Raw genomic sequence first — 26409 nt, forward strand, 5'->3', positions numbered from 1 at the left:
GGTGTATCAGTTAGCGATTTGTTGACTGGCACAGCGCATTCGCGAGCAAGCCCGCTCCCACATTTTGTTACGCGTTCGTCTGGATATGTATAGCAACCTATCTATTTGTTTGACATTTGCTGCCTAAGCAGTAATATCTCGACATACATTCACTGCCTAGGCAGCAAACGGTGGTCAGATGAAGCATTTCACCCCAGACGATTTCCACAATTGCCATCTCGGCATGCTGCTCGGCCGTGCCGCGCTGCTCAAGGACCGGATCATCGACACCCATATGGAGCCGGTCGGTATCACCGCCGCGCAATTCAAGGTGTTGATCATCATGGCCCAGCACGGCATCGACACGCCGGCCGAGCTATGCCGGTACCTGTCCCTGGACAGCGGCTCGATGACGCGGATGCTCGATCGCCTGGAGCAGAAAGGGTTCCTGGTTCGCCAGCGTTCGGCCGAAGACCGCCGACAAGTACGACTGGTGCTGAGCGAAGCCGGCCAGGCCCTTGCCGCTCGCTTGCCGTATATCGGCGCCGACGCCATGAACCAGTTGGCCGGCGCCATCAGCCACGAGGAGCTGCAAACCCTCGAACAAATCCTCAAGAAAATTCTGCTCGCCGCCGGTGATCCCATCACGGTGCTGCGATTGGGGGACAAATGATTCGTAAAGCCTTGTGTACCCGATTGAGCCTGGTGTTGTTGGCCATGAGCCTGGCCGGCTGTGCCAGCTACAGCGGCCTGAAGACCGAAGGCGTTAGTCTGGAGGCCCAGAGCCTCAAGGCCGGACAATCCCTGAACGGTGTCACGCTGTCGCCGGCTTCATGGCCGAAAAGCGACTGGTGGAAAAGCCTCGGCGACCCACAACTCGATGGCCTGATCCGCGAGGCCCTGCGTGATAGCCCGGACATGCAGATCGCCAGCGCCCGAGTGCATCAGGCCAGTGCCGCAGCCTACGCCGCCAATGCGGCGCGCATGCCGACCCTGGATGCCAGCGGCAGTGTCAGCCGTTCGCGCCTGGCCCGCGACCAGGACCCGCAAGGGCAGGGCGGGGCCTACAGCACCCTGCGTTCGCTGAGTGTGGATTTCAATTACAACTTCGACCTCTGGGGTGGCCAGCGCGCCGCCTGGGAAGCTGCCCTGGGCCAGGCCCGCGCCGCCGAAGTCGATCGCCAGGCCGCGCAACTGACCCTGGCCGCCGACGTGGCCCGGGCCTACAGCGACCTCGGCCAGGCCCACATCATCTATGACCTGGCCGCCGAAGACCTCAAGCGCACCCGGCAAATGCTCGACCTGGGCAAGCGCCGCCTCAACGCCGGGATCGACAGCGAGTATCAGTTCCAACAGACCGAAAGCCTGGAAGCCAGCGCCGACGCGAGCCGCATTGATGCAGAGAAACGCCTGCAAAGCGCCAAGATCGCCCTGGCGGTGCTGCTGGGCAAGGGCCCGGATCGCGGTAACGAAATCGCCCGGCCCAACGTGCTGCAAGCCAGCGCGGTCGCCTTGCCGTCGAATCTGCCGGCCGAGTTACTGGGACGGCGTCCGGACCTGGTCGCGGCGCGCTGGCGGGTCGAGGCGGCCGGCAAGGACATCGAGGCCGGCAAGACCAACTTCTACCCCAACCTCAACCTGAGCGCGGCGGCGGGGGTGCAGTCGTTGCTGGGGGACGCGATGTTTGGTTCCGCCAGCCGCTTCTTCAACGTGGCACCGACCGTGTCGCTGCCGATCTTCGATGGCGGCCGCCTGCGGGCGGACCTGGATGCCCGGGACGCTGATTACGACCTGGCGGTGGCGCAATACAACAAGAGCCTGGTCAAGGCCCTTGGGGATGTCAGCGACTCCATTAACCAGTTGCGTGACATCGCCCGGCAGATTGGCGCCCAGCAACATGCCACCGACATCGCCCAGAACTCTTACGACACCGTGGTCCAGCGCTACGGCTCAGGCATCGGTAATTACCTGGACGTGCTGAGCATCGAGCAGCAACTGCTGCAGTCCCAGCGCCAACTGGCGAACCTGAATGCCGAACAGATCGATTTGTCGATCCAGCTGATGCAGGCCCTGGGTGGTGGCTTCCAGGCCGAGACCCTGGCTTCGGCCACGCCGGCCGCCACCCCGCCGAATAACTGATTCGAGGTACTTGTCATGGCTACTGCCGAAACGACTCAATCCGAAAATGCCCAAGACAGCGGCAATCCACGCAAGCGCAAGGTCATGTTGGTGACGCTGGCACTGATCGTCATTCTCTCGTGCCTGGGCGTCTGGGCCTGGCATGAACTGTACGGTCGCTGGAGCGAAAGCACCGACGATGCCTATGTGAACGGCAACGTGGTGGAGATCACGCCGCTGGTCACCGGCACCGTGGTGAGCATCGGCGCCGACGACGGTGATCTGGTGCGTGAAGGCCAGGTGCTGGTGCAGTTCGATCCCAACGATGCCCAGGTCGGGTTGCAAAGTGCCCAGGCCAACCTGGCCCGCACCGTGCGCCAGGTGCGTGGCTTGTACAGCAACGTCGATGGCATGCGCGCGCAGGTCAATGCACAAGAGGCCGAAGTGCAGAAAGCCCAGGAGAACTACAACCGGCGCAAAAATCTCGCGGCCGGCGGGGCGATCTCCCAGGAAGAACTGTCCCACGCCCGGGATGACCTGACCTCGGCGCAGAACGCCCTGGCCAATGCCCGGCAACAGCTCAAGACCACCAGCGCCCTGGTGGATGACACCGTGGTGTCGTCCCATCCCGACGTGCAATCCGCCGCCGCGCAATTGCGCCAGGCCTATCTGGCCAATGCCCGCAGCACCTTGATTGCGCCAGTCACCGGTTACGTCGCCAAGCGCACCGTGCAACTGGGTCAGCGGGTGCAGCCGGGCACGGCGCTGATGGCGGTGATCCCGTTGGATCAGTTGTGGATCGATGCCAATTTCAAGGAAACCCAGTTGCGTGACATGCGCATCGGCCAACCGGTGGACATCGAAACCGACCTTTATGGCAGCGATGTGAAGTACAGCGGCACCATCGACAGCCTCGGCGCCGGGACCGGCAGCGCGTTTGCCTTGCTGCCGGCGCAGAACGCCACCGGCAACTGGATCAAGATCGTCCAGCGGGTGCCAGTGCGCATTCATGTCAACGCCGAAGAGCTGGCCAAACATCCACTGCGGGTGGGCCTCTCGACCCTGGTCAGCGTCAACCTGCACGACCAGAGCGGCCCGGTGCTGGCCCAACAGCCGCCGCAAAAAGCTTCGTTCAGCACTCAGGTCTACGACCGCCAACTGGCCGACGCCGACGCGATGATCACGCGGCTGATCCATGAAAACAGCGCGGTTGCGAGCAAGACCGCCCAGCGCTGATGGATTGTCAGATGGCTGCGACTTGAACCTGTGGGAGCGAGCTTGCTCGCGATGGCGTCGGATCAGCTTGCTCCATTGTTGATTGATACACCGCTATCGCGAGCAAGCTCGCTCCCACACTGCTACCTCTGCTTCATAGGATTTCGCAATGAGCAATAATGCGTCCTTCACGCCGCCCAGCCTGTTGCTCAGCACCATCGGGCTGTCACTGGCGACGTTCATGCAAGTGCTCGACACCACCATTGCCAACGTCGCCTTGCCGACCATTTCCGGCAACCTGGGCGTCAGCTCGGAGCAGGGTACCTGGGTCATCACCTCGTTCGCGGTGAGCAACGCTATCGCATTGCCGCTGACCGGTTGGCTCAGCCGGCGGTTTGGCGAGGTGAAGCTGTTTTTGTGGGCAACCATGCTGTTCGTGCTCGCCTCGTTTCTGTGCGGTATTTCCACCTCGATGCCCGAGCTGATTGGTTTTCGCGTGCTCCAGGGGCTGGTGGCCGGGCCGTTGTACCCGATGACCCAGACCTTGCTGATTGCTGTGTACCCGCCCGCCAGGCGCGGCATGGCCTTGGCGCTGCTGGCGATGGTCACGGTGGTGGCGCCGATTGCCGGACCGATCCTCGGCGGCTGGATCACTGACAGCTACAGTTGGCCGTGGATCTTCTTCATCAACGTGCCCATCGGCGTCTTTGCGGTGATGGTGGTGCGCCAGCAGCTCAAGGCGCGGCCGGTCGTCACCAGCTACCAGCCGATGGACTACGTTGGGCTGATCACCCTGATCATCGGGGTCGGTGCGCTCCAGGTGATCCTCGACAAGGGCAACGACCTGGACTGGTTCGAGTCGAATTTCATCATCATTGGCGCGGTGATTTCGCTGATTGCCCTGGCGGTGTTCGTGATCTGGGAGATGACCGACCGTCATCCGGTGGTCAATCTGCGGCTGTTCGCTTACCGCAACTTCCGCATCGGCACCATCGTGTTGGTGGGGGGGTACGCTGGCTTCTTTGGCATCAACCTGATCCTGCCGCAGTGGTTGCAGACCCAGATGGGCTACACCGCCACCTGGGCCGGGCTGGCGGTGGCGCCCATCGGCATCCTGCCGGTGCTGATGTCGCCCTTCGTCGGCAAATACGCCCACAAGTTCGACCTGCGCCTGCTGGCCGGGCTGGCGTTCCTGGCCATCGGCCTGAGTTGCTTCATGCGCGCCGGATTCACCAACGAAGTGGATTTCCAGCACATCGCCCTGGTGCAATTGTTCATGGGCATCGGCGTGGCGCTGTTTTTCATGCCGACCTTGAGCATCCTGATGTCGGACCTGCCGCCGCACCAAATTGCCGACGGCGCCGGGCTGGCGACGTTCCTGCGGACCCTGGGCGGCAGCTTCGCCGCGTCCCTGACCACCTGGATCTGGATCCGCCGGGCCGACCAGCATCATGCCTACCTGAGCGAAAGCATCAGCACCTTCGAACCGGCCACCCGCGAGGCGCTCAACCAGCTCGGCGGCGCGAGCACACCGGCCTATGCCCAGCTCGACCAGATCCTCACCAGCCAGGCGTACATGCTCTCCACCGTGGATTACTTCACGTTGCTGGGCTGGGCGTTCATGGGCTTGATTGTGCTGGTGTGGCTGGCGAAGCCGCCGTTTGCGGCGAAGGCGGGGCCTGCGTCGGCGGGGCACTGATTCAGAGGTGAATGCAATCCAATGTGGGAGCGGGGCTGTGGGAGCAAGGCTTGCCCGCGATGCGGGCGACACGGTTCAACTGCAAGACCGTGTCATCGTTCATCGCGAGCAAGCTTTGCTCCCACAGGCCTACTCCCACAGGGGACATCTGCGCGCTTCAGTTGCCTGGCAACGCCAACTGCGCATTGCCAAACCCAAACGGCGCCAATGCAAACCCTTGCTCATCCACCTGCAACGCCCAGCCTTGCTTGTCCCAATCCCCCAGCACAATGCGCCGAGCGGCGTGTTCGCCCAGTTGCAGTTTGTGGATGGCGGGGCGGTGGGTATGGCCGTGGATCAGGGTCTTCACGCCGTACTCCTGCATGATCCGCGGGATCTCTTCGGGCGTGACGTCGACGATGTCATTGGCTTTCATCCGCGTTTGCGTGCGGCTTTCGCTGCGCAGTTTGCGCGCCAGTTTCTGGCGGCTGGCCAGCGGCAGGTGGCGCAGGATGAACAGCGTGACCGGGTTGCGCAGCCAGCGCCGCAGCTTCATGTAGCCTTCGTCGCGGGTGCAGAGGCTGTCGCCGTGCATCAGCAGCACCGGTTCGCCGTTGAACTGCACGACACACGGGTCCTTGAGCAGGGTGCAGCCGGCCGCTTTGCAGAAGGCTTGTCCCAGCATGAAGTCACGATTGCCGTGCATCAGGAAAATGGCCGTGCCGCTGTCGCTCAATTCGCGCAGGGCTTGGCAGATGGAACGCTGGAACGGCGTCATGGCATCGTCGCCGATCCAGGCTTCGAAGAAGTCGCCCAGGATGTATAAAGCTTGCGCCGAGCGGGCGCGTGTGGCGATTAAATCCAGAAACGCCCGGGTAATGTCCGGGCGCTCCTCTTCCAGATGCAAATCTGAAATCAGCAGTATCACTCAACGATCTCGGCTTTCTCGATGATCACGTCTTCTGCTGGCACGTCCTGGTGGCCGGCCTTGGAAGTGGTGGAAACGCCTTTGATCTTGTCGACCACGTCGGTGCCTTCAACCACTTTGCCGAATACTGCGTAGCCCCAGCCCTGGGTGGTCTTGCTGCTGTGGTTCAGGAAGCTGTTGTCCGCCACGTTGATGAAGAACTGCGCGGATGCCGAATGCGGCTCCATGGTACGGGCCATGGCGACGCTGTACTTTTCGTTCGGCAGGCCGTTGTCGGCTTCGTTCTGGATGCTTGGGCGCTTGTCTTTCTTTTCTTTCATGCCTGGCTCGAAACCGCCGCCCTGGATCATGAAGTTACCGATGACGCGGTGGAACACGGTGTTTTCGTAGTGGCCGGCCTTGACGTATTCAACGAAGTTGGCAACGGTCAGTGGCGCTTTCTCAGCGTTCAGTTCCAGGACGATGTCGCCGTGGTTGGTGGTCAGTTTGACTTGGGTCATGATCGGTACTCTTTCAAGGAATTCGTGGGTTTTGGGGCTTTGATGCCCGCAACCGGTCTGGCTGCACTGAGCCAGGCTGGGCAGTTTAGCGCGCCAGGCACGAATTTCGAGGCTGTTTTTCATCTGACCGTCGATTAAATTCAATCGTTTACCGGCCTGGCCTGTCAGCGGCTTGACAGCATCGGCTATGATACGGGCTTTGATTTATCAGGCCGCACCCGGCCGCGCACTTGTACGTTCAAGGATCCTATGAGCAAGCCCACTGTCGACCCTACCTCGAATTCCAAGACCGGCCCGGCCGTGCCGGTCAATTTCCTGCGCCCGATCATCCAGGCGGACCTGGACTCGGGTAAGCACACACAGATCGTCACTCGCTTCCCGCCGGAGCCCAACGGCTACCTGCACATCGGCCACGCCAAGTCGATCTGCGTGAACTTCGGCCTGGCCCAGGAGTTCGGCGGTGTCACGCACCTGCGTTTCGACGATACCAACCCGGCCAAGGAAGACCAGGAATACATCGACGCGATCGAAAGCGACGTCAAGTGGCTGGGTTTCGAATGGTCCGGTGAAGTGCGCTACGCCTCGCAGTATTTCGACCAGTTGCACGACTGGGCGGTGGAGCTGATCAAGGCCGGCAACGCCTACGTCTGCGACCTGACCCCCGAGCAGGCCAAGGAATACCGTGGCAGCCTGACCGAGCCGGGCAAGAACAGCCCGTTCCGTGATCGCAGCGTGGAAGAAAACCTGGATCTGTTCGCCCGCATGCGCGCCGGCGAATTCCCGGACGGCGCACGGGTGCTGCGGGCCAAGATCGATATGGCCTCGCCGAACATGAACCTGCGCGACCCGATCATGTACCGCATCCGTCATGCCCATCACCACCAGACCGGTGACAAGTGGTGCATCTACCCCAACTATGACTTCACCCACGGTCAGTCGGACGCCATCGAAGGCATCACCCACTCGATCTGCACCCTGGAGTTCGAAAGCCACCGTCCGTTGTACGAGTGGTTCCTCGAGCACCTGCCAGTGCCGGCCAACCCGCGCCAGTACGAATTCAGCCGCCTGAACCTGAACTACACCATCACCAGCAAGCGCAAGCTCAAGCAACTGGTGGACGAGAAGCACGTCAACGGCTGGGACGACCCGCGCATGTCGACGCTGTCGGGCTTCCGTCGTCGTGGCTACACGCCAAAGTCGATCCGTAATTTCTGCGAGATGGTCGGCACCAACCGTTCCGACGGCGTGGTGGACTTCGGCATGCTGGAATTCAGCATCCGTGACGACCTCGACCACAGCGCCCCGCGCGCCATGTGTGTATTGCGTCCGCTGAAAGTCGTGATCACCAATTACCCGGAAGGCCAGGTCGAGAACCTCGAGCTGGCGCGCCACCCGAAAGAAGACATGGGCGTGCGCGTCCTGCCGTTCGCCCGGGAAATCTACATCGACCGTGAAGACTTCATGGAAGAGCCGCCAAAAGGCTACAAGCGCCTGGAGCCGACCGGCGAAGTGCGCCTGCGCGGCAGCTACGTGATCCGCGCCGACGAAGCGATCAAGGACGCCGATGGCAACATCGTCGAGCTGCGTTGCTCGTACGACCCCGACACCCTGGGCAAGAACCCGGAAGGTCGCAAGGTCAAGGGCGTGATCCACTGGGTGCCGGCCGCCGCCAGCGTCGAGTGCGAAGTGCGCCTGTACGATCGCCTGTTCCGTTCGCCGAACCCGGAGAAGGCCGAAGACAGCGCCAGCTTCCTGGACAACATCAACCCTGACTCCCTGCAAGTACTCACTGGTTGTCGTGCCGAGCCTTCGTTGGGCAACGCACAGCCGGAAGACCGTTTCCAGTTCGAGCGCGAAGGCTACTTCTGCGCGGATATCAAGGACTCGAAACCCGGTGCTCCGGTATTCAACCGTACCGTGACCTTGCGCGATTCCTGGGGTCAGTGATCAAGTCTTAAGGGAAACCCTGTGCTTACGATCTACAACACGCTCACCAAGAGCAAAGAAGTCTTCAAGCCGCTGGATGGCAACAAGGTCCGCATGTACGTCTGCGGGATGACCGTGTACGACTACTGCCACATCGGCCATGGTCGCAGCATGGTCGCCTTCGACCTGGTGACCCGCTGGTTGCGTTTCAGCGGTTATGACCTGACCTACGTGCGCAACATCACCGACATCGAAGACAAGATCATCAACCGTGCCCGGGAAAACGGCGAGCCTTACGATGCGCTGACCGAGCGCATGATCAAGGCCATGCACGAGGATGAGGCGCGCCTCAATATCCTCAAGCCGGACCTGGAACCCCGTGCCACGGACCACATCCCTGGCATGTTGAGCATGATCCAGACCTTGATCGACAAGGGCTATGCCTACGCACCGGGCAATGGCGACGTGTACTACCGCGTCGCCAAGTTCATGGGCTACGGCAAGCTGTCGCGCAAGAAAATCGAAGACCTGCGCATCGGCGCGCGCATCGAAGTCGACGAGTCGAAACAGGACCCGCTGGATTTCGTATTGTGGAAAGCTGCCAAGCCGGGCGAGCCGAGCTGGGAGTCGCCGTGGGGCGCCGGGCGTCCGGGCTGGCACATCGAATGCTCGGTGATGTCGACCTGCTGCCTGGGCGAGACCTTCGACATTCATGGTGGCGGCAGCGACCTGGAGTTCCCACACCACGAAAACGAAATCGCCCAGAGCGAAGCGGCCACCGGCAAGACCTACGCCAATGCGTGGATGCATTGCGGGATGATCCGGATCAACGGCGAGAAGATGTCCAAGTCCTTGAACAACTTCTTCACCATCCGCGACGTGCTGGAGAAGTACCACCCGGAAGTCATTCGTTACCTGCTGGTGTCGAGCCACTACCGCAGCGCCATCAACTACTCGGAAGACAACCTCAAGGACGCCAAGGGCGCCCTGGAGCGTTTCTACCACGCATTGAAAGGCCTGCCGAATGTGCCGGCCGCCGGTGGCGAAGCGTTTGTGGCACGTTTTACCGAGGTGATGAACGACGACTTCGGCACGCCGGAAGCCTGCGCGGTGCTGTTTGAGATGGTGCGCGAGATCAACCGCCTGCGAGAGAGCGATCTCAATGCGGCGGCGGGCCTGGCGGCGCGTCTGAAGGAGCTGGCCAGCGTGCTGGGAGTGTTGCAGCTTGAGGCTGACGAATTCCTGCAAGCCGGTGCCGAAGGCCGTGTGGATGCCGCCGAGGTCGATGCACTGATCCAGGCGCGCCTGACCGCACGGGCCAACAAGGACTGGGCCGAATCCGACCGGATCCGCGACCAGCTCACCGCCATGGGCGTGGTGCTGGAAGATGGCAAGGGTGGCACGACCTGGCGTTTGGCGGACTGAGTTCTTTTAGCGCTGGCAATACCCCTGTGTGAGCGGGCTTGCTCGCGAACGCGGCATATCAGTCACGGCAATGTTGACTATGATGACGCTTTCGCGAGCAGGCCCGCTCCCACTTTTTTGCATTCCAATTCTGGCAATCATTGTTTTATGAGCTAGTACTGTCAGGTCGATTCGACGTTCTCTGACAGGGTTCTTCCATGTTGGCTCATTGGTCTCTGGCGGCAATTCATCTTCTGGCGTTCGCCCTCGGGTTCTGGGCGGTGCTGACGCGCGGCACGGCGTTACGACGCCTGGCGGGCGGTGTGGATGCGGTGCGCAATGTGTTGATCGCGGATAACGTGTGGGGGCTGTCGGCGTTGGTGCTGCTGGTGACCGGTGGGATGCGCGCTTTCGCTGGGTACGAAAAGGGCTCGGATTATTACCTGCACCAACCGCTGTTTCACCTGAAAATGACTTTGTTCCTGCTGATCCTGTTGCTTGAAATCGCGCCGATGATCGCCCTGATCAAATGGCGGATAGCGCTGGGCAAAGGGGCGGCGATCGATCCTTCGAAGGCCGGTCGGTTTGCACGGATCAGCCACATCGAAGCCTTGTTGCTGGTATTGATGGTGATCGCTGCCACAGGAATGGCTCGCGGCGTGAGCCTGGGCTGACCGGCCACGAACACCTGCTTCAACGCCATTAAAACGAAACGTCTGACAGCCATGCTACGAGCCATGCCATTAGGATCGGTTCCATGGGCTGGACGAAAAAATCAAAGGCGGGGTGGAGCAGGGTGAGGCCGGTCGGCCAGAATCTTTAGCCAGCCATTGCGGTGATGCAAACGGGCTGGCTACGGACTACCGCAAGGTTCAGGGAGTCTGCGGTTTGTCGGGGGCGGTAAGACCCGCCTGAATACGTTGATAAATCTCTTCGCGATGCACCGCAACGTTCTTCGGGGCGTTGATGCCGATCCGGACTTGTTGGCCGCTAACGCCCAGAATGGTGATCGTGATGTCGTCACCAATGTTTATGCTTTCACCGACTTTGCGGGTGAGTATCAGCATGGTGTTCTCCTTGATTGCTTTATTAGGGCACCTGATTCAGACAGTGCAGATGTCGGTACTGCTTATAGATTAGTGCTAAGTGTCACAATGTGGGTGCCTCTTTCTGACGCGCAGACGCAGCATTAATTCCCAGGGTGCGACTATACAGAGACGCCGGGCAGGATTCTCGTGTTTTGAGCACTGTTTGCGGCGTTCTTGGTGGGTGTGAGTGCTAAAATCCCTGCCTCATGTCTTCCAGGGGAAACGTTGTGCGTAAATTGGCTTGGGTTATTGCGGTATTGGTGCTGGCAGGATGCGGTGAAGGGCGTGATGTCCAGGCACCGAAGCCCAAACCCGCCGCGACCTCCGCACCGGCAGCCGCTGCTGCGCCACAGTGGGCCGTCGAGGTTCGAGGCGAGACCCCGCAGGCCGTCAGTGACCTGACTGGGTGGCTCATCGAGCACAGTTTCATGTCGAGCGTGGTGCGGGAAAATGGCAAGGATCGGGTCCTGGTCGGTCCTTTCAGCTCCAAGGCTGAGGCCGAGGCCAAGCAAGAACAGGTCACTGCCGCCCTGGTCCGGGCGAAAAAACGCAACATCGAGACGTTGCTGGTGGATTACCCAGCCGCCCAATAATCGGGTAGGACAAAAAGACGCAGGAAGCCTTAAGCCACAAAACCTGTGGGAGCGAGCTTGCTCCCACAGTCGATTTGCGCTGTTCACAACGGTGAGGTCAGCCGCAGGCCTTCATATCCACCGGGCCCACGAACTCGTTCCCGCGTCCCATGACACACGCCACGCTCTGGTTGCGCTGGCGCTCCCAGCTTTCGACCGGGTAGGTCTTGTTCCAGGCTTCATACAGGTGCCGGTCCTGTTTCGAGAGGCGCAGGCCGTATTGTTTGCTCATGTAGAAATACGTCCGGGCGATCATGCCCCGGATGGAGGGGCGAGGCATGACTCTTTTGGCCTTGAAATCCACTTGGGTCAAACAGGAACCGTACTGACCCGTTTGCACTGGCAGCCAGCCAAAACTGAAATTGCTGCGATCGCCATTCACTTCCCCGATGCTCGGCACCAGGTTGTGAAGGTCGGCCTCGGCCCGTTGATAGACCGGGTCGTGGCGGGTGCAGTTTTTGCGCCCGCCTTGTTGCCAACATTGGCGCTGATGCCCGATCTGCCACGCCGGGACGATATGTTCCCATTCGATGCGGGCGGCGCGTTTGGCATTTTTGCGCGGCACATAACCGCAGGCCGCCAGGTTCACGCGGTTGCCGGTGTACTTGCAGCCACAGTAAAACTCGGTGGATTGCGGTGCGTAGAGTTTCCAGGCGACTTTCTTGGCTTCGTTGAAGGTGCGGGGAGCGCCGGCCTGTGCCCCCAGGGCGACGAATACAAGCAATAAAGCAAAACCACGTACGATCATCAGACTCAATCTTCCTTCGGCACAACCCAGAAAACCTGCACGCCACCGTCGTCGCGATAGGCGAGGGTCACGTTGTCGTTCTCGTCGATTTCTTCCAGCAGGCGCTCCCACTCATCCACCGGCTCGTCGGGGAGACGGAAGATCAGGGCAGCCTTGGCTTTTTGTGCGGTAGGGGAGTTGATGATTTTTGAAACGCGCAGGCCGAGTCGCGCATAGGAATCTAAAGGGGTAGTTGCAGCGGAGGGCGTGGCCACAGGATTATCCTTATTAAGCTGTACGGGCATACAGTATTTAACTGTAGGCATTTACGCAACTGCTTAAAATTCAAGAAAATCCTCTGACAGCGCTTTTTCAGTTTTGATGTAGGAGAGGTGACTTTTTTATCGGCGGGTTTAAACAGGCAAGCCAATCGGGGTTCGAGTATGTTGGTCAACCCGGTAGACTGGCTTGCGGAGATAGGCCCACGACGTTGACAAAACCGCGAAGCCTTACCATAGTTCACTCCACGCAAACGTTTGCGCGGCATTCCGTGCAATGATTTGCTCACAATAATCATAAGATCGGAGTGAACCCATGAAGTTGCCATTCGCTGGACGCCTTCTCGCTGTTGCCATGCTCGCGGCCGCATCCGCTGCGCTGCCTTTCTCCTCGGCATTCGCCCAGACCGCTGAAAAACCCAAGGTCGCCCTGGTCATGAAATCCCTGGCCAACGAATTCTTCCTGACCATGGAAGACGGCGCCAAGGCCTATCAGAAGGAACACTCCGCCGATTTCGACCTGATCTCCAACGGGATCAAGGACGAAACCGACACTGCCAACCAGATCCGTATCGTCGAGCAGATGATCGTGTCCAAGGTCGATGCCCTGATCATCGCGCCTGCGGACTCCAAGGCCATGGTGCCGGTGATCAAGAAAGCCGTCGACGCTGGCATCACGGTGATCAACATCGATAACCAGCTCGATCCGGCCGTGGTCAAGAGCAAGAACATCAACGTGCCGTTCGTAGGCCCGGACAACCGCAAGGGCGCGCGCCTGGTCGGTGAGTACCTGGCCAAGCAGCTCAAGGCCGGTGACGAGGTCGGCATCATCGAAGGTGTGTCCACCACCACCAACGCCCAGGCGCGTACTGCGGGCTTCAAGGATGCAATGGAAGCGGCGCAGATCAAGGTCGTCTCCTTGCAATCGGGCGACTGGGAAATCAACAAGGGCAACCAGGTTGCCGCCTCAATGCTCAGCGAATACCCGAACATCAAGGCCCTGCTGGCCGGTAACGACAGCATGGCGGTCGGCGCGGTATCGGCCGTGCGCGCGGCGGGCAAGGCGGGCAAGGTGCAAGTGGTCGGCTACGACAACATCAATGCTATCAAGCCCATGCTCAAGGACGGTCGCGTCCTGGCGACTGCCGACCAGTTCGCCGCCAAGCAAGCGGTATTCGGCATCGAGACGGCCTTGAAGATTCTCAAGGGCGAAAAAGTCGACAACGGTACCAACGGTGTTATCGAAACTCCGGTCGAGCTGGTGACCAAGTAGTTATCCTGGCGACACAACGGCGCTCGCCCACTCGGGCGGGCGTATTGGAGAGTTTTTTATGTCCGTTCCCGACCCGAACGCTGTCCTGTCTGTCAGCGGTATCGGCAAGACCTATGCCCAGCCGGTACTGACCGGCATCGACTTGACGTTGATGCGCGGTGAAGTGCTGGCGCTGACCGGCGAAAATGGCGCCGGTAAAAGCACCTTGTCCAAGATCATCGGTGGGCTGGTGACGCCGACCACCGGGCAGATGCAATTTCTGGGGCAGGAGTACCGTCCTGGCAGCCGTACCCAGGCTGAAGAGCTGGGCGTGCGCATGGTGATGCAGGAGCTCAATTTACTGCCGACCCTGTCCGTGGCGGAAAACCTGTTTCTCGACAACCTGCCCAGCGTCGGTGGCTGGATCAGCCGCAAGCAATTGCGCAAAGCGGCGATCGAGGCCATGGCCCAGGTCGGGCTCGATGCGATCGACCCCGACACCCTGGTGGGTGAGCTGGGTATCGGTCATCAGCAGATGGTTGAAATCGCCCGCAACCTGATCGGCGATTGCCGTGTGCTGATTCTCGACGAGCCGACCGCCATGCTGACGGCCCGGGAAGTCGAAATGCTCTTTGAGCAGATTACTCGCCTGCAGGCTCGGGGCGTGTCGATCATCTACATTTCCCATCGCCTCGAAGAGCTGGCGCAGGTGGCCCAACGCATTGCGGTGCTGCGTGACGGTAACCTGGTCTGCGTAGAGCCGATGGCCAACTACAACAGCGAGCAACTGGTGACCCTGATGGTCGGCCGGGAACTGGGCGAGCACATCGACCTGGGCCCACGCCAGATCGGCGCGCCGGCCCTGACCGTCACAGGCCTGAGCCGTTCGGACAAGGTTCGCGATGTGTCCTTTGAAGTACGCAGTGGTGAGATCTTCGGTATTTCCGGCCTGATCGGGGCAGGGCGCACCGAACTGTTGCGGCTGATCTTCGGCGCCGATGCAGCCGACAGCGGCACCGTCGCGCTGGGTTCGCCGGCCAATGTGGTCAGCATCCGCTCCCCGGCCGATGCGGTGGCCCATGGCATCGCCTTGATTACCGAGGACCGCAAGGGCGAAGGCCTGCTGCTGACGCAATCCATCGCCGCGAACATTGCCCTGGGCAACATGCCGGAAATTTCCAGCGCCGGTTTGGTCAATGGCAGTGAAGAGCTGGCGTTGGCGCAGCGGCAGATCGACGCCATGCGTATCCGCAGTTCCAGTCCGACCCAGTTGGTGTCCGAACTGTCGGGTGGCAACCAACAGAAGGTGGTGATCGGGCGCTGGCTCGAACGCGATTGCTCGGTACTGTTGTTCGATGAGCCAACCCGTGGCATCGACGTCGGCGCCAAATTCGACATTTATGCCCTGCTCGGTGAGTTGACGCGCCAGGGCAAGGCGCTGGTCGTGGTGTCCAGTGACCTGCGGGAGTTGATGCTGATCTGTGACCGCATTGGTGTGTTGTCTGCCGGGCGCCTGATCGACACCTTCGAGCGCGACAGCTGGACCCAGGATGACTTGCTTGCCGCCGCATTCGCCGGCTACCAGAAACGTGATGCGTTGCTCAACGAAGCAGCGCCTAGGGATCTTTCATGAAAACCGCATCTGCCATCGGCAAATCGAGTGGCAACTTCTATGGCCTCGGCACCTACCTGGGCCTGGCCGGCGCCTTGCTGGCCATGGTCGCGCTGTTCTCGGCGCTGAGTAGCCATTTCCTGTCCTATGACACCTTCAGCACCTTGGCCAACCAGATCCCAGACCTCATGGTGCTGGCGGTTGGCATGACCTTCATCCTGATCATCGGCGGCATCGATCTGTCGGTGGGCTCGGTATTGGCGCTGGCGGCATCGACGGTGAGCGTGGCCGTTCTCGGCTGGGGCTGGAGCGTCTGGCCCTCGGCCTTGCTCGGCATGGCCGTGGCGGCGCTGGCGGGGACCGTCACCGGTTCGATTACCGTGGCGTGGCGGATTCCATCGTTCATTGTGTCCCTTGGCGTGCTGGAAATGGCGCGGGGCCTGGCGTACCAGATGACCGGCTCGCGCACGGCCTACATCGGCGACTCCTTCGCCTGGCTGTCCAACCCGATCGCCTTTGGCATTTCTCCCTCGTTCATCATTGCCCTGCTGGTGATCTTCATTGCCCAGGCAGTGCTGACCCGTACCGTGTTCGGTCGCTACCTGATCGGCATCGGCACCAATGAAGAAGCCGTGCGCCTGGCGGGCATCAATCCAAAGCCCTACAAGATCCTGGTATTCAGTCTGATGGGGCTGCTGGCCGGTTTGGCGGCGCTGTTTCAGATTTCCCGCCTGGAGGCGGCGGATCCGAACGCCGGCTCAGGTCTGGAACTGCAAGTGATCGCTGCCGTGGTGATCGGCGGCACCAGCCTGATGGGCGGGCGCGGTTCGGTCATCAGTACCTTCTTTGGCGTGTTGATTATCTCCGTGCTGGCGGCGGGGCTGGCGCAGATCGGCGCCACTGAGCCGACCAAGCGCATCATTACCGGTGCGGTGATCGTGGTGGCGGTCGTGCTCGATACCTATCGCAGCCAGCGCGCCAGTCGGCGGGCTTGAACCATGGCGACGATCAAGGATGTGGCGGCGCTCGCGGGGATTTCCTACACCACCGTGTCTCACGTGGTGAACAAGACCCGGCCGGTCAGTGAAGAGGTGCGGCTCAAGGTCGAGGCGGCCATCGAGCGACTGGACTACGTGCCCAGCGCCGTGGCCCGTTCGCTCAAGGCCAAGACCACGGCGACCATCGGCCTGTTGGTGCCCAACAGCCTCAACCCGTACTTTGCTGAATTGGCCCGGGGGATCGAGGATTACTGTGAGCGCAACGGCTACTGCGTGATCCTGTGCAACTCCGACGACAACCCGGACAAGCAGCGCAGTTACCTGCGGGTGCTGCTGGAAAAACGCATCGACGGCCTGATCGTCGCATCCGCTGGCGGCGATATCGGCCTGGCCGAGGGGTTGGCCAATGTGCGCACGCCCATGGTCATCGTCGACCGCGGGCTCGACGGCGTCGACGCGGACCTGGTGCGCATCGACCATGAGTACGGCGCGTACCTGGCGACCCGGCACCTGCTGGAGCTGGGGCATCGCGACATTGCCTTTATCGGCGGTCCGGCCGAGACCAGTGTGGCGCAAATGCGCCTGGCCGGTTATTGCCGGGCTCTGAAAGAGGCGGGGATCGAATTGCCGGTCGAGCGCATGCTTGAGAGTGATTTCACCAGTACCGGCGGTTACCGCGCCGCCGCCCAGTTGCTTGAACAACAGCCGCCCAGCGCGATTTTTGCGGCCAACGACATGATCGGCATCGGTGTGCTGCGCGCCGCCGCCGAGCGCAACGTGCGCGTGCCCAGCGAATTGTCGGTCATCGGTTTCGATGACATTCAAATGAGCCGTTATGTCTACCCGGCGTTGACCACGGTGGGGCAGTCGATCCTGCACCTCGGCGAGATGGCGGCGGAAGTGCTGCTGCGGCGTATTGCTACGCCGGCAATTGCCACTGAGCAGCGGATCGTGACACCCAGCATTGTCTTGCGAGAGTCGACTGCACCGTTGTCCGGTACATTCGCCCAATACCGCTGAACCGAATTGATGAGTAATGATGTATGCCAGCAAAAGTAGTGGTAATAGGCAGCCTGAACATGGATCTGGTGACCCGGGCGCCGCGTCTGCCCCGGGGCGGTGAAACGCTGATCGGTGAATCGTTCCGCACCATCCCGGGCGGCAAGGGGGCCAACCAGGCCGTGGCTGCCGCGCGCCTGGGGGCGCAGGTGTCCATGGTCGGTTGCGTGGGCAGCGATGCCTACGGCGAACAATTGCGCGGGGCGCTGCTGGCCGAGGGCATCGATTGCCAGGCGGTCAGCGTCGTGGACGGTTCCAGCGGCGTGGCGCTGATCGTCGTCGACGACAACAGCCAGAATGCGATCGTGATCGTCGCCGGCGCCAACGGCGTGCTGACGCCTGAGGTTCTGGACCGTTTCGATGAGGTGCTGCAAAGCGCCGATGTCATCATCTGTCAGCTCGAGGTACCGGACGCCACCGTCGGCCATGCACTCAAGCGCGGCCGCGAGTTAGGCAAAATCGTCATCCTCAACCCGGCGCCGGCCTCCCATGCGTTGCCGGCCGACTGGTACGCCTACGTCGACTACCTGATCCCCAATGAAAGCGAGGCGGCGGTTCTCAGCGGGGGGGCGGTGGACTCTTTGGAAACCGCCGAAGCCGCCGCGACGCATTTGATCGCCGCCGGCGCCGGCAAGGTGATCGTGACCCTGGGCGCCCAGGGTCTGCTGTTCGCCAACGGAGCGAGTTTCGAACACTTCCCGGCGCCGTTGGTCAAGGCGGTGGACACCACGGCGGCGGGGGACACTTTTGTCGGTGGCTTCGCGGCGGCCCTGGCCAACGGCAACAGCCAGGTCGATGCGATTCGTTTCGGCCAGGTCGCCGCAGCGCTGTCGGTCACCCGCGCAGGCGCGCAGCCCTCCATTCCCACCTTGCTGGAAGTACAGGCTTTCAAATCATGAAAAAGACGCCGTTGTTGAATGTGGCACTGTCGCGACTGATCGCCTCTCTTGGCCATGGCGACAAGGTGGTCATCGGTGACGCCGGCTTGCCGGTGCCGCCCGGGGTCGAATTGATCGACCTGGCCCTGACCCGGGGTATTCCCGATTTTGTCAGCACCTTGAACGTGGTGCTCAGTGAAATGCAGGTGGAAAGCCATGTGCTGGCAGAGGAGATTTTCGATAAACAACCCTCGGCCCTGACGACATTGGAGGCACTGCACGCCGAAGGCGCGCTGGGCGCGCGGGAGCGGGTCAGTCACGAACAATTCAAGCATCTTAGTCGTGAAGCCCGGGCGATTATTCGCACCGGAGAATGCTCGCCGTACTGCAACATCGTGTTGATCGCTGGAGTCACGTTCTAACCCTACAACCCTGCACAAGGAATGCGCCATGTACCGCTATGCTCAAAAAATGCATCAACTGTTCCGGAGTCTGCTGCTTTTGTCCTTGATCACCGCTACAAGCGCCCAGGCGGCGGAAAAAATCGACCTGATCATCGACACCGATCCGGGGGCCGATGACGTGGTGGCGCTGCTGTTCGCCCTGGCGTCCCCCGAGGAGTTGCATATCCGCGCGCTGACCACGGTGGCGGGCAATGTGCGCCTGGACAAGACCTCTCGCAATGCTCGCCTGGCGCGGGAGTGGGCGGGGCGCGAAGATGTGCCCGTGTATGCTGGCGCGCCGAAGCCATTGATGCGTACGCCGATCTATGCGGAAAACATCCATGGCAAGGAAGGCCTGTCGGGTGTCACCGTGCACGAGCCGAAGCAGGGGTTGGCCAAGGGCAATGCCGTCAATTACCTGATCGATACCCTCAAGGCCGCCAAGCCCCACAGCATCACCATCGCCATGCTCGGCCCGCAGACCAACCTGGCCCTGGCGCTGATCCAGGAACCGGACATCGCCCAGGGCATCAAGGAAGTGGTGATTATGGGCGGCGCGCACTTCAACGGCGGCAACATCACGCCAGTGGCCGAATTCAATCTGTTCGCCGATCCACAGGCAGCGGAGATCGTCGCGAAAAGTGGCCTGAAGCTGACGTATCTGCCCCTGGACGTGACCCACAAGGTCCTCACCAGCGAAGCGCGCCTGAAGCAGATCGCCGCGCTGAACAACAACGCCAGCAAGCTGGTGGGCGATATCCTCAACGAATACGTCAAGGGCGACATGGAACACTACGGCATGACGGGTGGGCCGGTGCATGACGCGACGGTGATTGCCTACCTGCTCAAGCCGCAATTGTTTACCGGTCGTTCGGTCAACCTGGTGGTGGACAGTCGCGAAGGCCCGACTTTCGGCCAGACCATCGTCGACTGGTACGACGGCCTGAAGGCGCCGAAGAATGCCTTCTGGGTGGAAAACGGTGATGCCCAGGGCTTCTTTGACCTGCTGACCGAGCGTCTGGCGCGCCTCAAGTAACCTGCCTTGCTGCGTGCCCGCAGGCCTCGGTCTGCGGGCGCGTGAGCTTCAGTCCGCAGCGTCAATGGCGCTCGGGTATCGCTCGAATGCCTGCTGGATGAAGTTGCGGGCAACCTCCGTCCCCAGCTCCCTGACCAACAGTTCTATGCCGATGATTGCCAATTCCTCCGGGCTACCCGGGCTGTAGGAACTGTGGCCCTCTGACCACTTGGCATTGATGGTGGCTTCGATGCTGACGGTGCTCATGGCAGGGCTCGCGAGTTGGGAGGTCTGTAGGCTGAGTAAACCATTTTTGCTGCGGGTTGGCACTGCGACTTAGGCATCAAGGGAGGGCTGTGCGACACTTGTTTTTTTGGTTGCCGAAGGAGCCCTGCCGTGCAGATCGATTTGAACGCGCCTGACGGGCTGACCTTGGACGCAGTTCGTCAGTTACTGGCCTCTGCCAGTGATGACGAACACACCCAATTGCGTGTGACCAAGGGGGGGATCGCCTATTTGTCTTCGGGTGTGGTGGGCGGTGTCGACATCGACGGCTTGCTGTTTCGGCTTGAGACGTGGGCCAAAGGTTCGGGGTACGTCGGACGGGTCGCTGCCAGTGACGAGGTCTGGGTCATGCAGATCTACAATGCGCTGAAAGACAACTGGCCGAATCCGCCCTTTGATTACATTGACGTTTATTGAGCGTCGTTCATATTCAGTCACGATTCATGTCTGACCAGGTCGATTGGGGTCAGGCAAACTGCCGGTTTTCTGGATGAGGGCAGGCTGATGGCCATGCGTGTTGAAACCAAGCACTGTTTGGGCTGTCGCACGCTCTCTGTTTATTTATCAAAAAAAGGAGGCTTCATGCCTTGGAAGCTCGTGTCATTGAGTACTTTGCTGGCCGCCGCGTTCTTGAGCGGTTGCAGCAGCACCTCTGAATCGACCCCCGATCCCGTGGCCGCCGAGAGTGGTAGCGGCCGCTGCGAAGCAAAGGCTGCCGAGTTCGCCATCGGTAAACAGGCCTCGCCGCAACTGCTGGAACAGGCCCGCACTCGTGCCGGCGCGCAGATTGCCCGGTTCCTCAAGCCCAACGACATGGTCACGCTCGAATACCGCTCTGATCGCCTGAATCTCAATACCGATGCCAACCTGCTGGTCAATCGGGTGAACTGCGGCTGACGGGCGATTTTCAATCGCCCATAAAAAACCCCGTCACATGGACGGGGTTTTTTTAGTGCGCCGAGAAATTACTCAGGACGAACTTGTGCAGCTTGCATACCCTTTTGGCCTTTCTCAGCCACGAAGGAAACGGTCTGGCCTTCTTTCAGGCTTTTGAAACCGTCGCTTTCGATAGCTTTGAAGTGTACGAACAGGTCGTCACCGCCACCTTGAGGAGTGATGAAGCCGAAGCCTTTTTCATCGTTGAACCATTTAACGGTGCCGGTTTGGCGATTAGACATGGTGTATCTCCAAGAAACATATATTTTCAGTGTACTGTGCTGCTCAGGCCAACTGGGCACACCCGGGTATCATAGTCGAAATGTTCGATTTGGGAGCCCCCCGGACGCGTTGTTTGCCAATCAGTCGTGTTTTCTTTACCACCTTGACCGGCTGAAAGCCCCGGTTTTAAAGGCTTTCAGCCGAAAGTAAAGACGATAAAAAAAGCTGTAAAACCTGAGTAAATCGTACGAAAAAGGGTGTTTTTCGGCTTTTTTATCGGCGCTGAGCCGACTCAAAGACTTCGGTCAGTCATTTTTTTGCGGGTGCGTTGGCCTTGCATTTGGCGATCTGGCCGAGCGCTTTCTCTTGCAGTTGCGGGGTCGCCTTGTTGTCCATCAGCGCCTGGATATCACTCGCCGGGTAGGATTTGATGGCGTCGGCGCCACAGGCACAATGGGCTTTGGCTGCCGCCGCGCCGATCTGGGGCGTTGCCGCCTCGGTGCATTGGGCCATGTATTTCTCGCGCTCGCCTTTGGGCCAGTCGGCGTGGGCGGTCAGCGGCAGCAGCAGGGCGAGGGGGGCGACTACTGCGAACAATGTATTCAGACGCATGCGAGGATGCTCCTTTTGGGTCGATGTCTTGTTATCTGAGGCGTTGAGCTCGGTTCAGTTCAGCACTCTGGCATAAAAACCATGGATTTACGCCCGCTTCAATTCGATCGCGGTGATGACCGTTCATCTGTGCTAGCATGCCGGGCTCGGGTATTTACAGGCTCCGGACAACACGTCCAGGCGGCGGCGAATATTCGAATAACCCTGATTTGAATCCCAGTCACTCTGGTTCGGTTTTCCCGGTTGGCCGCAAGGCTCCTGCCGCTGTAAGGCAGGCGTTCGTCATTGAATGGCCTGGACTGGATCTTGTACTGGCTCATCCCAACCCACGTGACCTTTGGTAGGGGTCACCACTAGGAGAGGAGGCGCCATGCCAACTATTACTCTTCCCGACGGCAGTCAACGTTCATTCGATCACCCGGTTTCCGTAGCCGAGGTCGCCGCATCCATCGGTGCAGGCCTGGCCAAGGCCACCCTGGCCGGCAAGGTCAACGGCAAACTGGTCGACGCCAGTGACGTCATCGACAGCGACGCCACGCTGCAAATCATCACGCCAAAGGATGAAGAGGGGCTGGAGATCATTCGCCACTCTTGTGCGCACCTGGTCGGCCATGCGGTCAAGCAGCTGTATCCGAGCGCGAAGATGGTCATCGGGCCGGTCATCGATGAAGGCTTCTATTACGACATCGCCTTTGAGCGTCCTTTCACCCCGGACGACATGGCCGCTATCGAACAGCGCATGCAGCAGCTGATCGAGAAAGATTACGACGTCATCAAGAAAGTCACCCCACGCGCCGAAGTCATCGAAGTCTTCAAGGCCCGTGGCGAGGACTACAAGCTGCGTCTGGTGGAAGACATGCCGGACGAACAGGCCATGGGCCTGTACTACCACGAAGAATACGTCGACATGTGCCGCGGTCCGCACGTGCCGAACACGCGTTTCCTGAAATCCTTCAAGCTGACCAAGCTGTCCGGCGCCTACTGGCGTGGCGATGCGAAGAACGAACAGTTGCAGCGTGTCTATGGCACCGCCTGGGCCGACAAGAAGCAACTGGCGGCCTACATTCAGCGTATCGAAGAAGCCGAGAAGCGCGATCACCGCAAGATCGGCAAGCGCCTGGGCCTGTTCCACACCCAGGAAGAGTCCCCGGGCATGGTGTTCTGGCACCCGAACGGCTGGACCCTGTACCAGGTGCTCGAGCAGTACATGCGTCAGGTCCAGCGTGAAAACGGCTACCTCGAGATCAAGACGCCGCAAGTGGTGGACCGCAGCCTGTGGGAGAAGTCCGGGCACTGGGCCAACTACGCCGACAACATGTTCACCACCCAGTCGGAAAACCGCGACTACGCCATCAAGCCGATGAACTGCCCTTGCCACGTGCAGGTGTTCAACCAGGGCCTGAAAAGCTACCGCGAGCTGCCGATGCGCCTGGCCGAGTTCGGTGCCTGTCACCGTAACGAGCCGTCCGGTGCGCTGCACGGCATCATGCGTGTGCGTGCGTTTACCCAGGACGATGCGCACATCTTCTGCACCGAAGAGCAGATGCAGGCCGAATCCGCCGCGTTCATCAAGCTGACCATGGATGTCTACCGGGACTTCGGCTTCACCGAAGTCGAAATGAAGCTGTCCACTCGTCCGGAAAAACGCGTTGGCTCCGACGAGCTGTGGGATCGCGCCGAAGCAGCGCTGGCCGCTGCCCTCGATAGCGCGGGCCTTGCGTACGACCTGCAGCCGGGCGAGGGGGCTTTCTACGGTCCGAAGATCGAGTTCTCGCTGAAAGATTGCCTTGGTCGCGTGTGGCAGTGTGGTACCCTGCAGCTCGATTTTAACCTGCCGATCCGTCTGGGCGCCGAATACGTGTCCGAAGACAACAGCCGCAAGCACCCGGTCATGCTTCACCGCGCGATCCTCGGTTCCTTTGAGCGTTTTGTCGGGATTCTGATCGAACACTACGAGGGTGCGTTCCCTGCGTGGCTGGCACCGACCCAGGCAGTGATCATGAATATCACTGATAAACAGGCAGATTTTGCCGCTGAAGTCGAAAAAACTCTCAATCAAAGCGGATTTCGTGCCAAGTCCGACTTGAGAAATGAAAAGATCGGCTTTAAAATCCGCGAGCATACTTTGCTCAAGGTTCCCTTTCTCTTGGTTATCGGAGATCGGGAGGTCGAGATGCAGACTGTCGCTGTGCGTACTCGTGAAGGTGCTGACCTGGGCTCGATGCCCGTCGCCGAATTCGCTGAGTTCCTCGCGCAAGCGGTTTCCCGGCGTGGTCGCCCAGATTTGGAGTAATTATTATTAAGCGTGAAATGAGACAAGATAAACGAGCTGCACCGAAAGCCCCGATCAACGAGAATATCTCGGCACGCGAGGTTCGGTTAATTGGCGCTGACGGCGAGCAGATTGGCATCGTCTCGATTGATGAAGCGCTTCGTATTGCTGAAGAAGCCAAGCTTGATCTGGTAGAAATTTCCGCAGACGCAGTCCCACCGGTTTGCCGGGTGATGGACTACGGCAAGTCGATCTTCGAAAAGAAGAAACAAGTTGCTGCGGCGAAGAAAAACCAGAAGCAGATTCAGGTAAAAGAAATCAAGTTTCGTCCAGGGACGGAGGAAGGGGATTACCAGGTAAAACTGCGCAACCTGGTACGTTTCCTGAGTGATGGGGACAGGGCCAAGGTATCCTTGCGATTCCGCGGCCGTGAGATGGCCCACCAGGAGCTGGGGATGGAACTCCTCAAGCGGGTTGAACAAGACCTGCTCGAGTACGGTTCGGTCGAACAGCATCCTAAGATGGAAGGACGCCAGCTGATCATGGTCATCGCCCCGAAAAAGAAGAAGTAATCACCAGGGCACGGCAGGCCTTGCGATTATGTTTATCAACTGAATGCGGAGTATCCGAACATGCCAAAGATGAAAACTAAAAGTGGTGCTGCTAAGCGGTTTCTGAAAACTGCTAACGGTATCAAGCACAAGCACGCTTTCAAGAGCCACATCCTGACCAAAATGTCGACCAAGCGTAAGCGTCAACTGCGCGGTAGCAGCTTGCTGCATCCGTCTGACGTGGCAAAAGTCGAGCGCATGCTGCGCCTTCGTTAATTTTTGGATCAAGAATAGAGGAAGTAACTCATGGCTCGTGTAAAGCGTGGCGTCATTGCCCGTAAGCGTCACAAAAAAATTCTGAAACTTGCTAAAGGCTACTACGGCGCGCGTTCCCGCGTATTCCGTGTTGCCAAGCAAGCGGTAATCAAGGCAGGCCAATACGCCTACCGTGACCGTCGTCAGAAAAAACGTCAGTTCCGCGCTCTGTGGATCGCTCGTATCAATGCTGGTGCTCGTGTTAACGGTCTGTCCTACAGCCGTTTCATCGCTGGCCTGAAAAAAGCGTCCATCGAGATCGACCGTAAGGTTCTGGCTGATCTGGCAGTGAACGAAAAAGCGGCGTTTGCTGCGATTGTCGAGAAAGCTAAAGCCACCTTGGCTTAAGTACCCCCGGCAGTCACCGGGGTCCACCTCTGTGGGCCCAGGTGTTAAACGTCATAAATAGGGGAAGAGCCTTAAAGCTCTTCCCCTATTTTGTATCTGGAGTCTGTACATGGAAAACCTGGATGCGCTGGTCTCTCAAGCACTAGAGGCTGTGCAAAGCGCTGAAGATATCAATGCCCTGGAGCAAATCCGGGTTCTTTACCTTGGCAAGAAGGGCGAGTTGACTCAGGTGATGAAGACCCTGGGGAACCTGCCGGCCGAAGAGCGTCCGCAGGTCGGTGCGCTGATCAACGTTGCCAAGGAGCGTGTCACAGAGGTCCTCAATGCGCGCAAGGCGTTGTTCGAGGAGGCGGATCTGGCTGCCAAGCTCGCCGCCGAGTCCATTGACGTGACTCTGCCTGGCCGTGGCCAGACTTCCGGTGGCCTGCATCCGGTGACCCGGACCCTGGAACGCATCGAGCAGTTCTTCACCCACATCGGCTACGGCATTGCCGAAGGCCCTGAGGTCGAAGACGACTATCACAACTTCGAAGCGCTCAACATCCCCGGCCATCACCCGGCCCGGTCGATGCACGACACCTTCTATTTCAATGCGAACATGCTGTTGCGCACCCATACCTCGCCGGTACAGGTCCGCACCATGGAATCGCAGCAGCCGCCGATCCGCATCGTCTGCCCAGGCCGTGTGTACCGTAGCGACTCCGATATCACCCACTCGCCGATGTTCCACCAGGTCGAAGGCCTGCTGGTTGATCGCGACATCAATTTCGCCGACCTGAAAGGCACTATCGAAGAGTTCCTGCGGGTGTTCTTCGAAAAAGAACTGGCGGTGCGTTTCCGTCCTTCGTACTTCCCGTTCACCGAGCCATCCGCTGAAGTCGACATGGAATGCGTGATGTGCAGCGGTAAAGGCTGCCGCGTCTGCAAACAGACTGGCTGGCTGGAAGTCATGGGCTGCGGCATGGTTCACCCGAACGTGCTGCGTATGTCCGGGATCGATCCGGAAGAATTCTCCGGCTTTGCTTTCGGCATGGGCGTCGAGCGCCTGGCCATGCTGCGTTACGGTGTGAATGACTTGCGCCTGTTCTTCGACAACGACTTGCGGTTCCTTGCGCAATTTCGCTAGGTCGCAGCCGGT

General features: G+C 60.0%; 30 protein-coding genes. 22 read left to right on the plus strand and 8 right to left on the minus strand.

What is annotated here, in order from left to right:
• The first annotated feature begins 178 nt into the window (after nt 1-178).
• The 4 genes from ACWNZ1_RS27360 to ACWNZ1_RS27375 all read left to right on the plus strand — a co-directional run bounded on the left by ACWNZ1_RS27360 (nt 179) and on the right by ACWNZ1_RS27375 (nt 5011).
• A complete protein-coding gene (locus ACWNZ1_RS27360; protein WP_135846225.1) occupies nt 179-652 on the plus strand; it encodes a MarR family winged helix-turn-helix transcriptional regulator in 474 nt (157 codons plus the stop codon).
• Nucleotides 649-2118 (plus strand): efflux transporter outer membrane subunit, encoded by a 1470-nt coding sequence (locus tag ACWNZ1_RS27365; RefSeq protein WP_456027992.1) that lies wholly within the window; start codon nt 649-651, stop codon nt 2116-2118. The genes ACWNZ1_RS27360 and ACWNZ1_RS27365 overlap by 4 nt, the downstream gene beginning before the upstream one ends.
• Nucleotides 2119-2133: 15 nt before the next feature.
• Nucleotides 2134-3333, plus strand: coding sequence for an HlyD family efflux transporter periplasmic adaptor subunit (locus tag ACWNZ1_RS27370; protein WP_135846223.1), 1200 nt, complete (start codon nt 2134-2136; stop codon nt 3331-3333).
• Between the two features lie 148 nt (nt 3334-3481).
• Nucleotides 3482-5011, plus strand: a complete 1530-nt coding sequence (locus ACWNZ1_RS27375; RefSeq protein ID WP_256453437.1) for a DHA2 family efflux MFS transporter permease subunit — start codon at nt 3482-3484, stop codon at nt 5009-5011.
• Nucleotides 5012-5168: 157 nt separating this feature from the next.
• Here ACWNZ1_RS27375 and ACWNZ1_RS27380 read toward each other — a convergent pair whose 3' ends face one another.
• Both ACWNZ1_RS27380 and ACWNZ1_RS27385 read right to left on the minus strand, forming a co-directional pair.
• Nucleotides 5169-5918: a UDP-2,3-diacylglucosamine diphosphatase gene (locus ACWNZ1_RS27380; RefSeq protein WP_256453436.1), complete on the minus strand. Its 750-nt coding sequence runs from the start codon at nt 5916-5918 to the stop codon at nt 5169-5171.
• Nucleotides 5915-6418 carry a peptidylprolyl isomerase gene (locus ACWNZ1_RS27385; protein WP_135846220.1) on the minus strand — a complete coding sequence of 168 codons (504 nt, stop codon included), beginning with the start codon at nt 6416-6418 and terminating at the stop codon, nt 5915-5917. Before ACWNZ1_RS27385 ends, ACWNZ1_RS27380 begins: the two co-directional genes overlap by 4 nt.
• Before the next feature lie 249 nt (nt 6419-6667).
• Between ACWNZ1_RS27385 and ACWNZ1_RS27390 the strand changes: the two genes are divergently transcribed.
• The 3 genes from ACWNZ1_RS27390 to ACWNZ1_RS27400 all read left to right on the plus strand — a co-directional run bounded on the left by ACWNZ1_RS27390 (nt 6668) and on the right by ACWNZ1_RS27400 (nt 10422).
• Complete coding sequence (locus tag ACWNZ1_RS27390; protein ID WP_135846219.1) at nt 6668-8365, plus strand: glutamine--tRNA ligase/YqeY domain fusion protein; 1698 nt, start codon at nt 6668-6670, stop codon at nt 8363-8365.
• 21 nt (nt 8366-8386) lie between these two features.
• Nucleotides 8387-9769, plus strand: coding sequence for a cysteine--tRNA ligase (cysS, locus tag ACWNZ1_RS27395; RefSeq protein ID WP_135846218.1), 1383 nt, complete (start codon nt 8387-8389; stop codon nt 9767-9769).
• 197 nt (nt 9770-9966) lie between these two features.
• Nucleotides 9967-10422: a DUF2214 family protein gene (locus tag ACWNZ1_RS27400; RefSeq protein WP_256453434.1), complete on the plus strand. Its 456-nt coding sequence runs from the start codon at nt 9967-9969 to the stop codon at nt 10420-10422.
• A 198-nt stretch (nt 10423-10620) separates the two neighbouring features.
• On the opposite strand, the gene csrA is transcribed toward ACWNZ1_RS27400, so the two are convergent.
• Nucleotides 10621-10815: a carbon storage regulator CsrA gene (gene csrA, locus ACWNZ1_RS27405; RefSeq protein ID WP_003179932.1), complete on the minus strand. Its 195-nt coding sequence runs from the start codon at nt 10813-10815 to the stop codon at nt 10621-10623.
• A gap of 248 nt (nt 10816-11063) precedes the next feature.
• Here csrA and ACWNZ1_RS27410 point away from each other — a divergent pair, with 248 nt between their 5' ends.
• Nucleotides 11064-11429: an SPOR domain-containing protein gene (locus ACWNZ1_RS27410; RefSeq protein ID WP_135846216.1), complete on the plus strand. Its 366-nt coding sequence runs from the start codon at nt 11064-11066 to the stop codon at nt 11427-11429.
• Nucleotides 11430-11526: 97 nt separating this feature from the next.
• On the opposite strand, the gene ACWNZ1_RS27415 is transcribed toward ACWNZ1_RS27410, so the two are convergent.
• Nucleotides 11527-12216 carry an endonuclease gene (locus ACWNZ1_RS27415; protein WP_135846215.1) on the minus strand — a complete coding sequence of 230 codons (690 nt, stop codon included), beginning with the start codon at nt 12214-12216 and terminating at the stop codon, nt 11527-11529.
• Nucleotides 12217-12221: 5 nt separating this feature from the next.
• Entirely contained in the window at nt 12222-12521 is a 300-nt protein-coding gene (locus ACWNZ1_RS27420; RefSeq protein ID WP_135846214.1) for a DUF1654 domain-containing protein, read from the minus strand.
• A gap of 268 nt (nt 12522-12789) precedes the next feature.
• Between ACWNZ1_RS27420 and ACWNZ1_RS27425 the strand changes: the two genes are divergently transcribed.
• The 7 genes from ACWNZ1_RS27425 to ACWNZ1_RS27455 are packed head-to-tail and all read left to right on the plus strand — an operon-like array spanning nt 12790 to nt 19751.
• Nucleotides 12790-13746: a sugar ABC transporter substrate-binding protein gene (locus ACWNZ1_RS27425; RefSeq protein ID WP_135846213.1), complete on the plus strand. Its 957-nt coding sequence runs from the start codon at nt 12790-12792 to the stop codon at nt 13744-13746.
• Nucleotides 13747-13804: 58 nt separating this feature from the next.
• Nucleotides 13805-15358: a sugar ABC transporter ATP-binding protein gene (locus ACWNZ1_RS27430; RefSeq protein WP_135846212.1), complete on the plus strand. Its 1554-nt coding sequence runs from the start codon at nt 13805-13807 to the stop codon at nt 15356-15358.
• The gene (locus ACWNZ1_RS27435; RefSeq protein WP_256453432.1) at nt 15355-16332 is read left to right on the plus strand and encodes an ABC transporter permease; all 978 of its coding nucleotides are present in this window, start codon (nt 15355-15357) and stop codon (nt 16330-16332) included. The genes ACWNZ1_RS27430 and ACWNZ1_RS27435 overlap by 4 nt, the downstream gene beginning before the upstream one ends.
• A gap of 3 nt (nt 16333-16335) precedes the next feature.
• Nucleotides 16336-17355 carry a LacI family DNA-binding transcriptional regulator gene (locus ACWNZ1_RS27440; RefSeq protein WP_135846210.1) on the plus strand — a complete coding sequence of 340 codons (1020 nt, stop codon included), beginning with the start codon at nt 16336-16338 and terminating at the stop codon, nt 17353-17355.
• A gap of 23 nt (nt 17356-17378) precedes the next feature.
• Complete coding sequence (gene rbsK, locus ACWNZ1_RS27445; protein ID WP_456027993.1) at nt 17379-18293, plus strand: ribokinase; 915 nt, start codon at nt 17379-17381, stop codon at nt 18291-18293.
• Nucleotides 18290-18694 (plus strand): D-ribose pyranase, encoded by a 405-nt coding sequence (gene rbsD, locus ACWNZ1_RS27450; RefSeq protein ID WP_135846208.1) that lies wholly within the window; start codon nt 18290-18292, stop codon nt 18692-18694. The genes rbsK and rbsD overlap by 4 nt, the downstream gene beginning before the upstream one ends.
• 28 nt (nt 18695-18722) lie before the next feature.
• The gene (locus ACWNZ1_RS27455) at nt 18723-19751 is read left to right on the plus strand and encodes a nucleoside hydrolase (protein ID WP_135846207.1); all 1029 of its coding nucleotides are present in this window, start codon (nt 18723-18725) and stop codon (nt 19749-19751) included.
• Between the two features lie 48 nt (nt 19752-19799).
• On the opposite strand, the gene ACWNZ1_RS27460 is transcribed toward ACWNZ1_RS27455, so the two are convergent.
• Nucleotides 19800-19997, minus strand: a complete 198-nt coding sequence (locus tag ACWNZ1_RS27460) for a hypothetical protein (protein ID WP_135846206.1) — start codon at nt 19995-19997, stop codon at nt 19800-19802.
• A 129-nt stretch (nt 19998-20126) separates the two neighbouring features.
• On the opposite strand from ACWNZ1_RS27460, the gene ACWNZ1_RS27465 reads away from it, so the two are divergent.
• Together ACWNZ1_RS27465 and ACWNZ1_RS27470 are read left to right on the plus strand one after the other, a co-directional pair.
• A complete protein-coding gene (locus tag ACWNZ1_RS27465; RefSeq protein ID WP_135846205.1) occupies nt 20127-20432 on the plus strand; it encodes a hypothetical protein in 306 nt (101 codons plus the stop codon).
• Nucleotides 20433-20597: 165 nt separating this feature from the next.
• The gene (locus ACWNZ1_RS27470; protein WP_135846204.1) at nt 20598-20912 is read left to right on the plus strand and encodes an I78 family peptidase inhibitor; all 315 of its coding nucleotides are present in this window, start codon (nt 20598-20600) and stop codon (nt 20910-20912) included.
• 68 nt (nt 20913-20980) lie between these two features.
• On the opposite strand, the gene ACWNZ1_RS27475 is transcribed toward ACWNZ1_RS27470, so the two are convergent.
• The gene (locus ACWNZ1_RS27475; RefSeq protein WP_003179963.1) at nt 20981-21193 is read right to left on the minus strand and encodes a cold-shock protein; all 213 of its coding nucleotides are present in this window, start codon (nt 21191-21193) and stop codon (nt 20981-20983) included.
• 289 nt (nt 21194-21482) lie between these two features.
• Nucleotides 21483-21785 carry a hypothetical protein gene (locus ACWNZ1_RS27480; RefSeq protein ID WP_135846203.1) on the minus strand — a complete coding sequence of 101 codons (303 nt, stop codon included), beginning with the start codon at nt 21783-21785 and terminating at the stop codon, nt 21483-21485.
• A gap of 370 nt (nt 21786-22155) precedes the next feature.
• Between ACWNZ1_RS27480 and thrS the strand changes: the two genes are divergently transcribed.
• From thrS to pheS, 5 genes are all read left to right on the plus strand, one after another.
• The gene (gene thrS, locus ACWNZ1_RS27485) at nt 22156-24078 is read left to right on the plus strand and encodes a threonine--tRNA ligase (RefSeq protein ID WP_014337550.1); all 1923 of its coding nucleotides are present in this window, start codon (nt 22156-22158) and stop codon (nt 24076-24078) included.
• Entirely contained in the window at nt 24078-24629 is a 552-nt protein-coding gene (gene infC, locus ACWNZ1_RS27490) for a translation initiation factor IF-3 (RefSeq protein ID WP_178084319.1), read from the plus strand. The genes thrS and infC overlap by 1 nt, the downstream gene beginning before the upstream one ends.
• Before the next feature lie 60 nt (nt 24630-24689).
• Entirely contained in the window at nt 24690-24884 is a 195-nt protein-coding gene (rpmI, locus tag ACWNZ1_RS27495; protein ID WP_002553160.1) for a 50S ribosomal protein L35, read from the plus strand.
• Nucleotides 24885-24914: 30 nt separating this feature from the next.
• Nucleotides 24915-25271 (plus strand): 50S ribosomal protein L20, encoded by a 357-nt coding sequence (rplT, locus tag ACWNZ1_RS27500; protein WP_002553161.1) that lies wholly within the window; start codon nt 24915-24917, stop codon nt 25269-25271.
• Between the two features lie 109 nt (nt 25272-25380).
• Nucleotides 25381-26397: a phenylalanine--tRNA ligase subunit alpha gene (gene pheS / locus ACWNZ1_RS27505; RefSeq protein ID WP_135846201.1), complete on the plus strand. Its 1017-nt coding sequence runs from the start codon at nt 25381-25383 to the stop codon at nt 26395-26397.
• The last annotated feature ends 12 nt before the right edge of the window (nt 26398-26409 follow it).

The sequence above is a fragment of the Pseudomonas sp. CFBP 5748 genome (assembly GCF_053850495.1).

Bases quoted from the DNA above. Each gene is read 5' to 3' on its own strand.
- ACWNZ1_RS27360 (WP_135846225.1), top strand. From the start codon at position 179: ATGAAGCATTTCACCCCAGACGATTTCCACAATTGCCATCTCGGCATG.
- ACWNZ1_RS27365 (WP_456027992.1), top strand. From the start codon at position 649: ATGATTCGTAAAGCCTTGTGTACCCGATTGAGCCTGGTGTTGTTGGCC.
- ACWNZ1_RS27370 (WP_135846223.1), top strand. From the start codon at position 2,134: ATGGCTACTGCCGAAACGACTCAATCCGAAAATGCCCAAGACAGCGGC.
- ACWNZ1_RS27375 (WP_256453437.1), top strand. From the start codon at position 3,482: ATGAGCAATAATGCGTCCTTCACGCCGCCCAGCCTGTTGCTCAGCACC.
- ACWNZ1_RS27385 (WP_135846220.1), bottom strand. From the start codon at position 6,418: ATGACCCAAGTCAAACTGACCACCAACCACGGCGACATCGTCCTGGAA.
- ACWNZ1_RS27390 (WP_135846219.1), top strand. From the start codon at position 6,668: ATGAGCAAGCCCACTGTCGACCCTACCTCGAATTCCAAGACCGGCCCG.
- ACWNZ1_RS27400 (WP_256453434.1), top strand. From the start codon at position 9,967: ATGTTGGCTCATTGGTCTCTGGCGGCAATTCATCTTCTGGCGTTCGCC.
- csrA (WP_003179932.1), bottom strand. From the start codon at position 10,815: ATGCTGATACTCACCCGCAAAGTCGGTGAAAGCATAAACATTGGTGAC.
- ACWNZ1_RS27415 (WP_135846215.1), bottom strand. From the start codon at position 12,216: ATGATCGTACGTGGTTTTGCTTTATTGCTTGTATTCGTCGCCCTGGGG.
- ACWNZ1_RS27420 (WP_135846214.1), bottom strand. From the start codon at position 12,521: ATGCCTACAGTTAAATACTGTATGCCCGTACAGCTTAATAAGGATAAT.
- ACWNZ1_RS27425 (WP_135846213.1), top strand. From the start codon at position 12,790: ATGAAGTTGCCATTCGCTGGACGCCTTCTCGCTGTTGCCATGCTCGCG.
- ACWNZ1_RS27430 (WP_135846212.1), top strand. From the start codon at position 13,805: ATGTCCGTTCCCGACCCGAACGCTGTCCTGTCTGTCAGCGGTATCGGC.
- ACWNZ1_RS27435 (WP_256453432.1), top strand. From the start codon at position 15,355: ATGAAAACCGCATCTGCCATCGGCAAATCGAGTGGCAACTTCTATGGC.
- ACWNZ1_RS27440 (WP_135846210.1), top strand. From the start codon at position 16,336: ATGGCGACGATCAAGGATGTGGCGGCGCTCGCGGGGATTTCCTACACC.
- rbsK (WP_456027993.1), top strand. From the start codon at position 17,379: ATGCCAGCAAAAGTAGTGGTAATAGGCAGCCTGAACATGGATCTGGTG.
- rbsD (WP_135846208.1), top strand. From the start codon at position 18,290: ATGAAAAAGACGCCGTTGTTGAATGTGGCACTGTCGCGACTGATCGCC.
- ACWNZ1_RS27455 (WP_135846207.1), top strand. From the start codon at position 18,723: ATGTACCGCTATGCTCAAAAAATGCATCAACTGTTCCGGAGTCTGCTG.
- ACWNZ1_RS27460 (WP_135846206.1), bottom strand. From the start codon at position 19,997: ATGAGCACCGTCAGCATCGAAGCCACCATCAATGCCAAGTGGTCAGAG.
- ACWNZ1_RS27470 (WP_135846204.1), top strand. From the start codon at position 20,598: ATGCCTTGGAAGCTCGTGTCATTGAGTACTTTGCTGGCCGCCGCGTTC.
- ACWNZ1_RS27475 (WP_003179963.1), bottom strand. From the start codon at position 21,193: ATGTCTAATCGCCAAACCGGCACCGTTAAATGGTTCAACGATGAAAAA.
- ACWNZ1_RS27480 (WP_135846203.1), bottom strand. From the start codon at position 21,785: ATGCGTCTGAATACATTGTTCGCAGTAGTCGCCCCCCTCGCCCTGCTG.
- thrS (WP_014337550.1), top strand. From the start codon at position 22,156: ATGCCAACTATTACTCTTCCCGACGGCAGTCAACGTTCATTCGATCAC.
- rpmI (WP_002553160.1), top strand. From the start codon at position 24,690: ATGCCAAAGATGAAAACTAAAAGTGGTGCTGCTAAGCGGTTTCTGAAA.
- rplT (WP_002553161.1), top strand. From the start codon at position 24,915: ATGGCTCGTGTAAAGCGTGGCGTCATTGCCCGTAAGCGTCACAAAAAA.
- pheS (WP_135846201.1), top strand. From the start codon at position 25,381: ATGGAAAACCTGGATGCGCTGGTCTCTCAAGCACTAGAGGCTGTGCAA.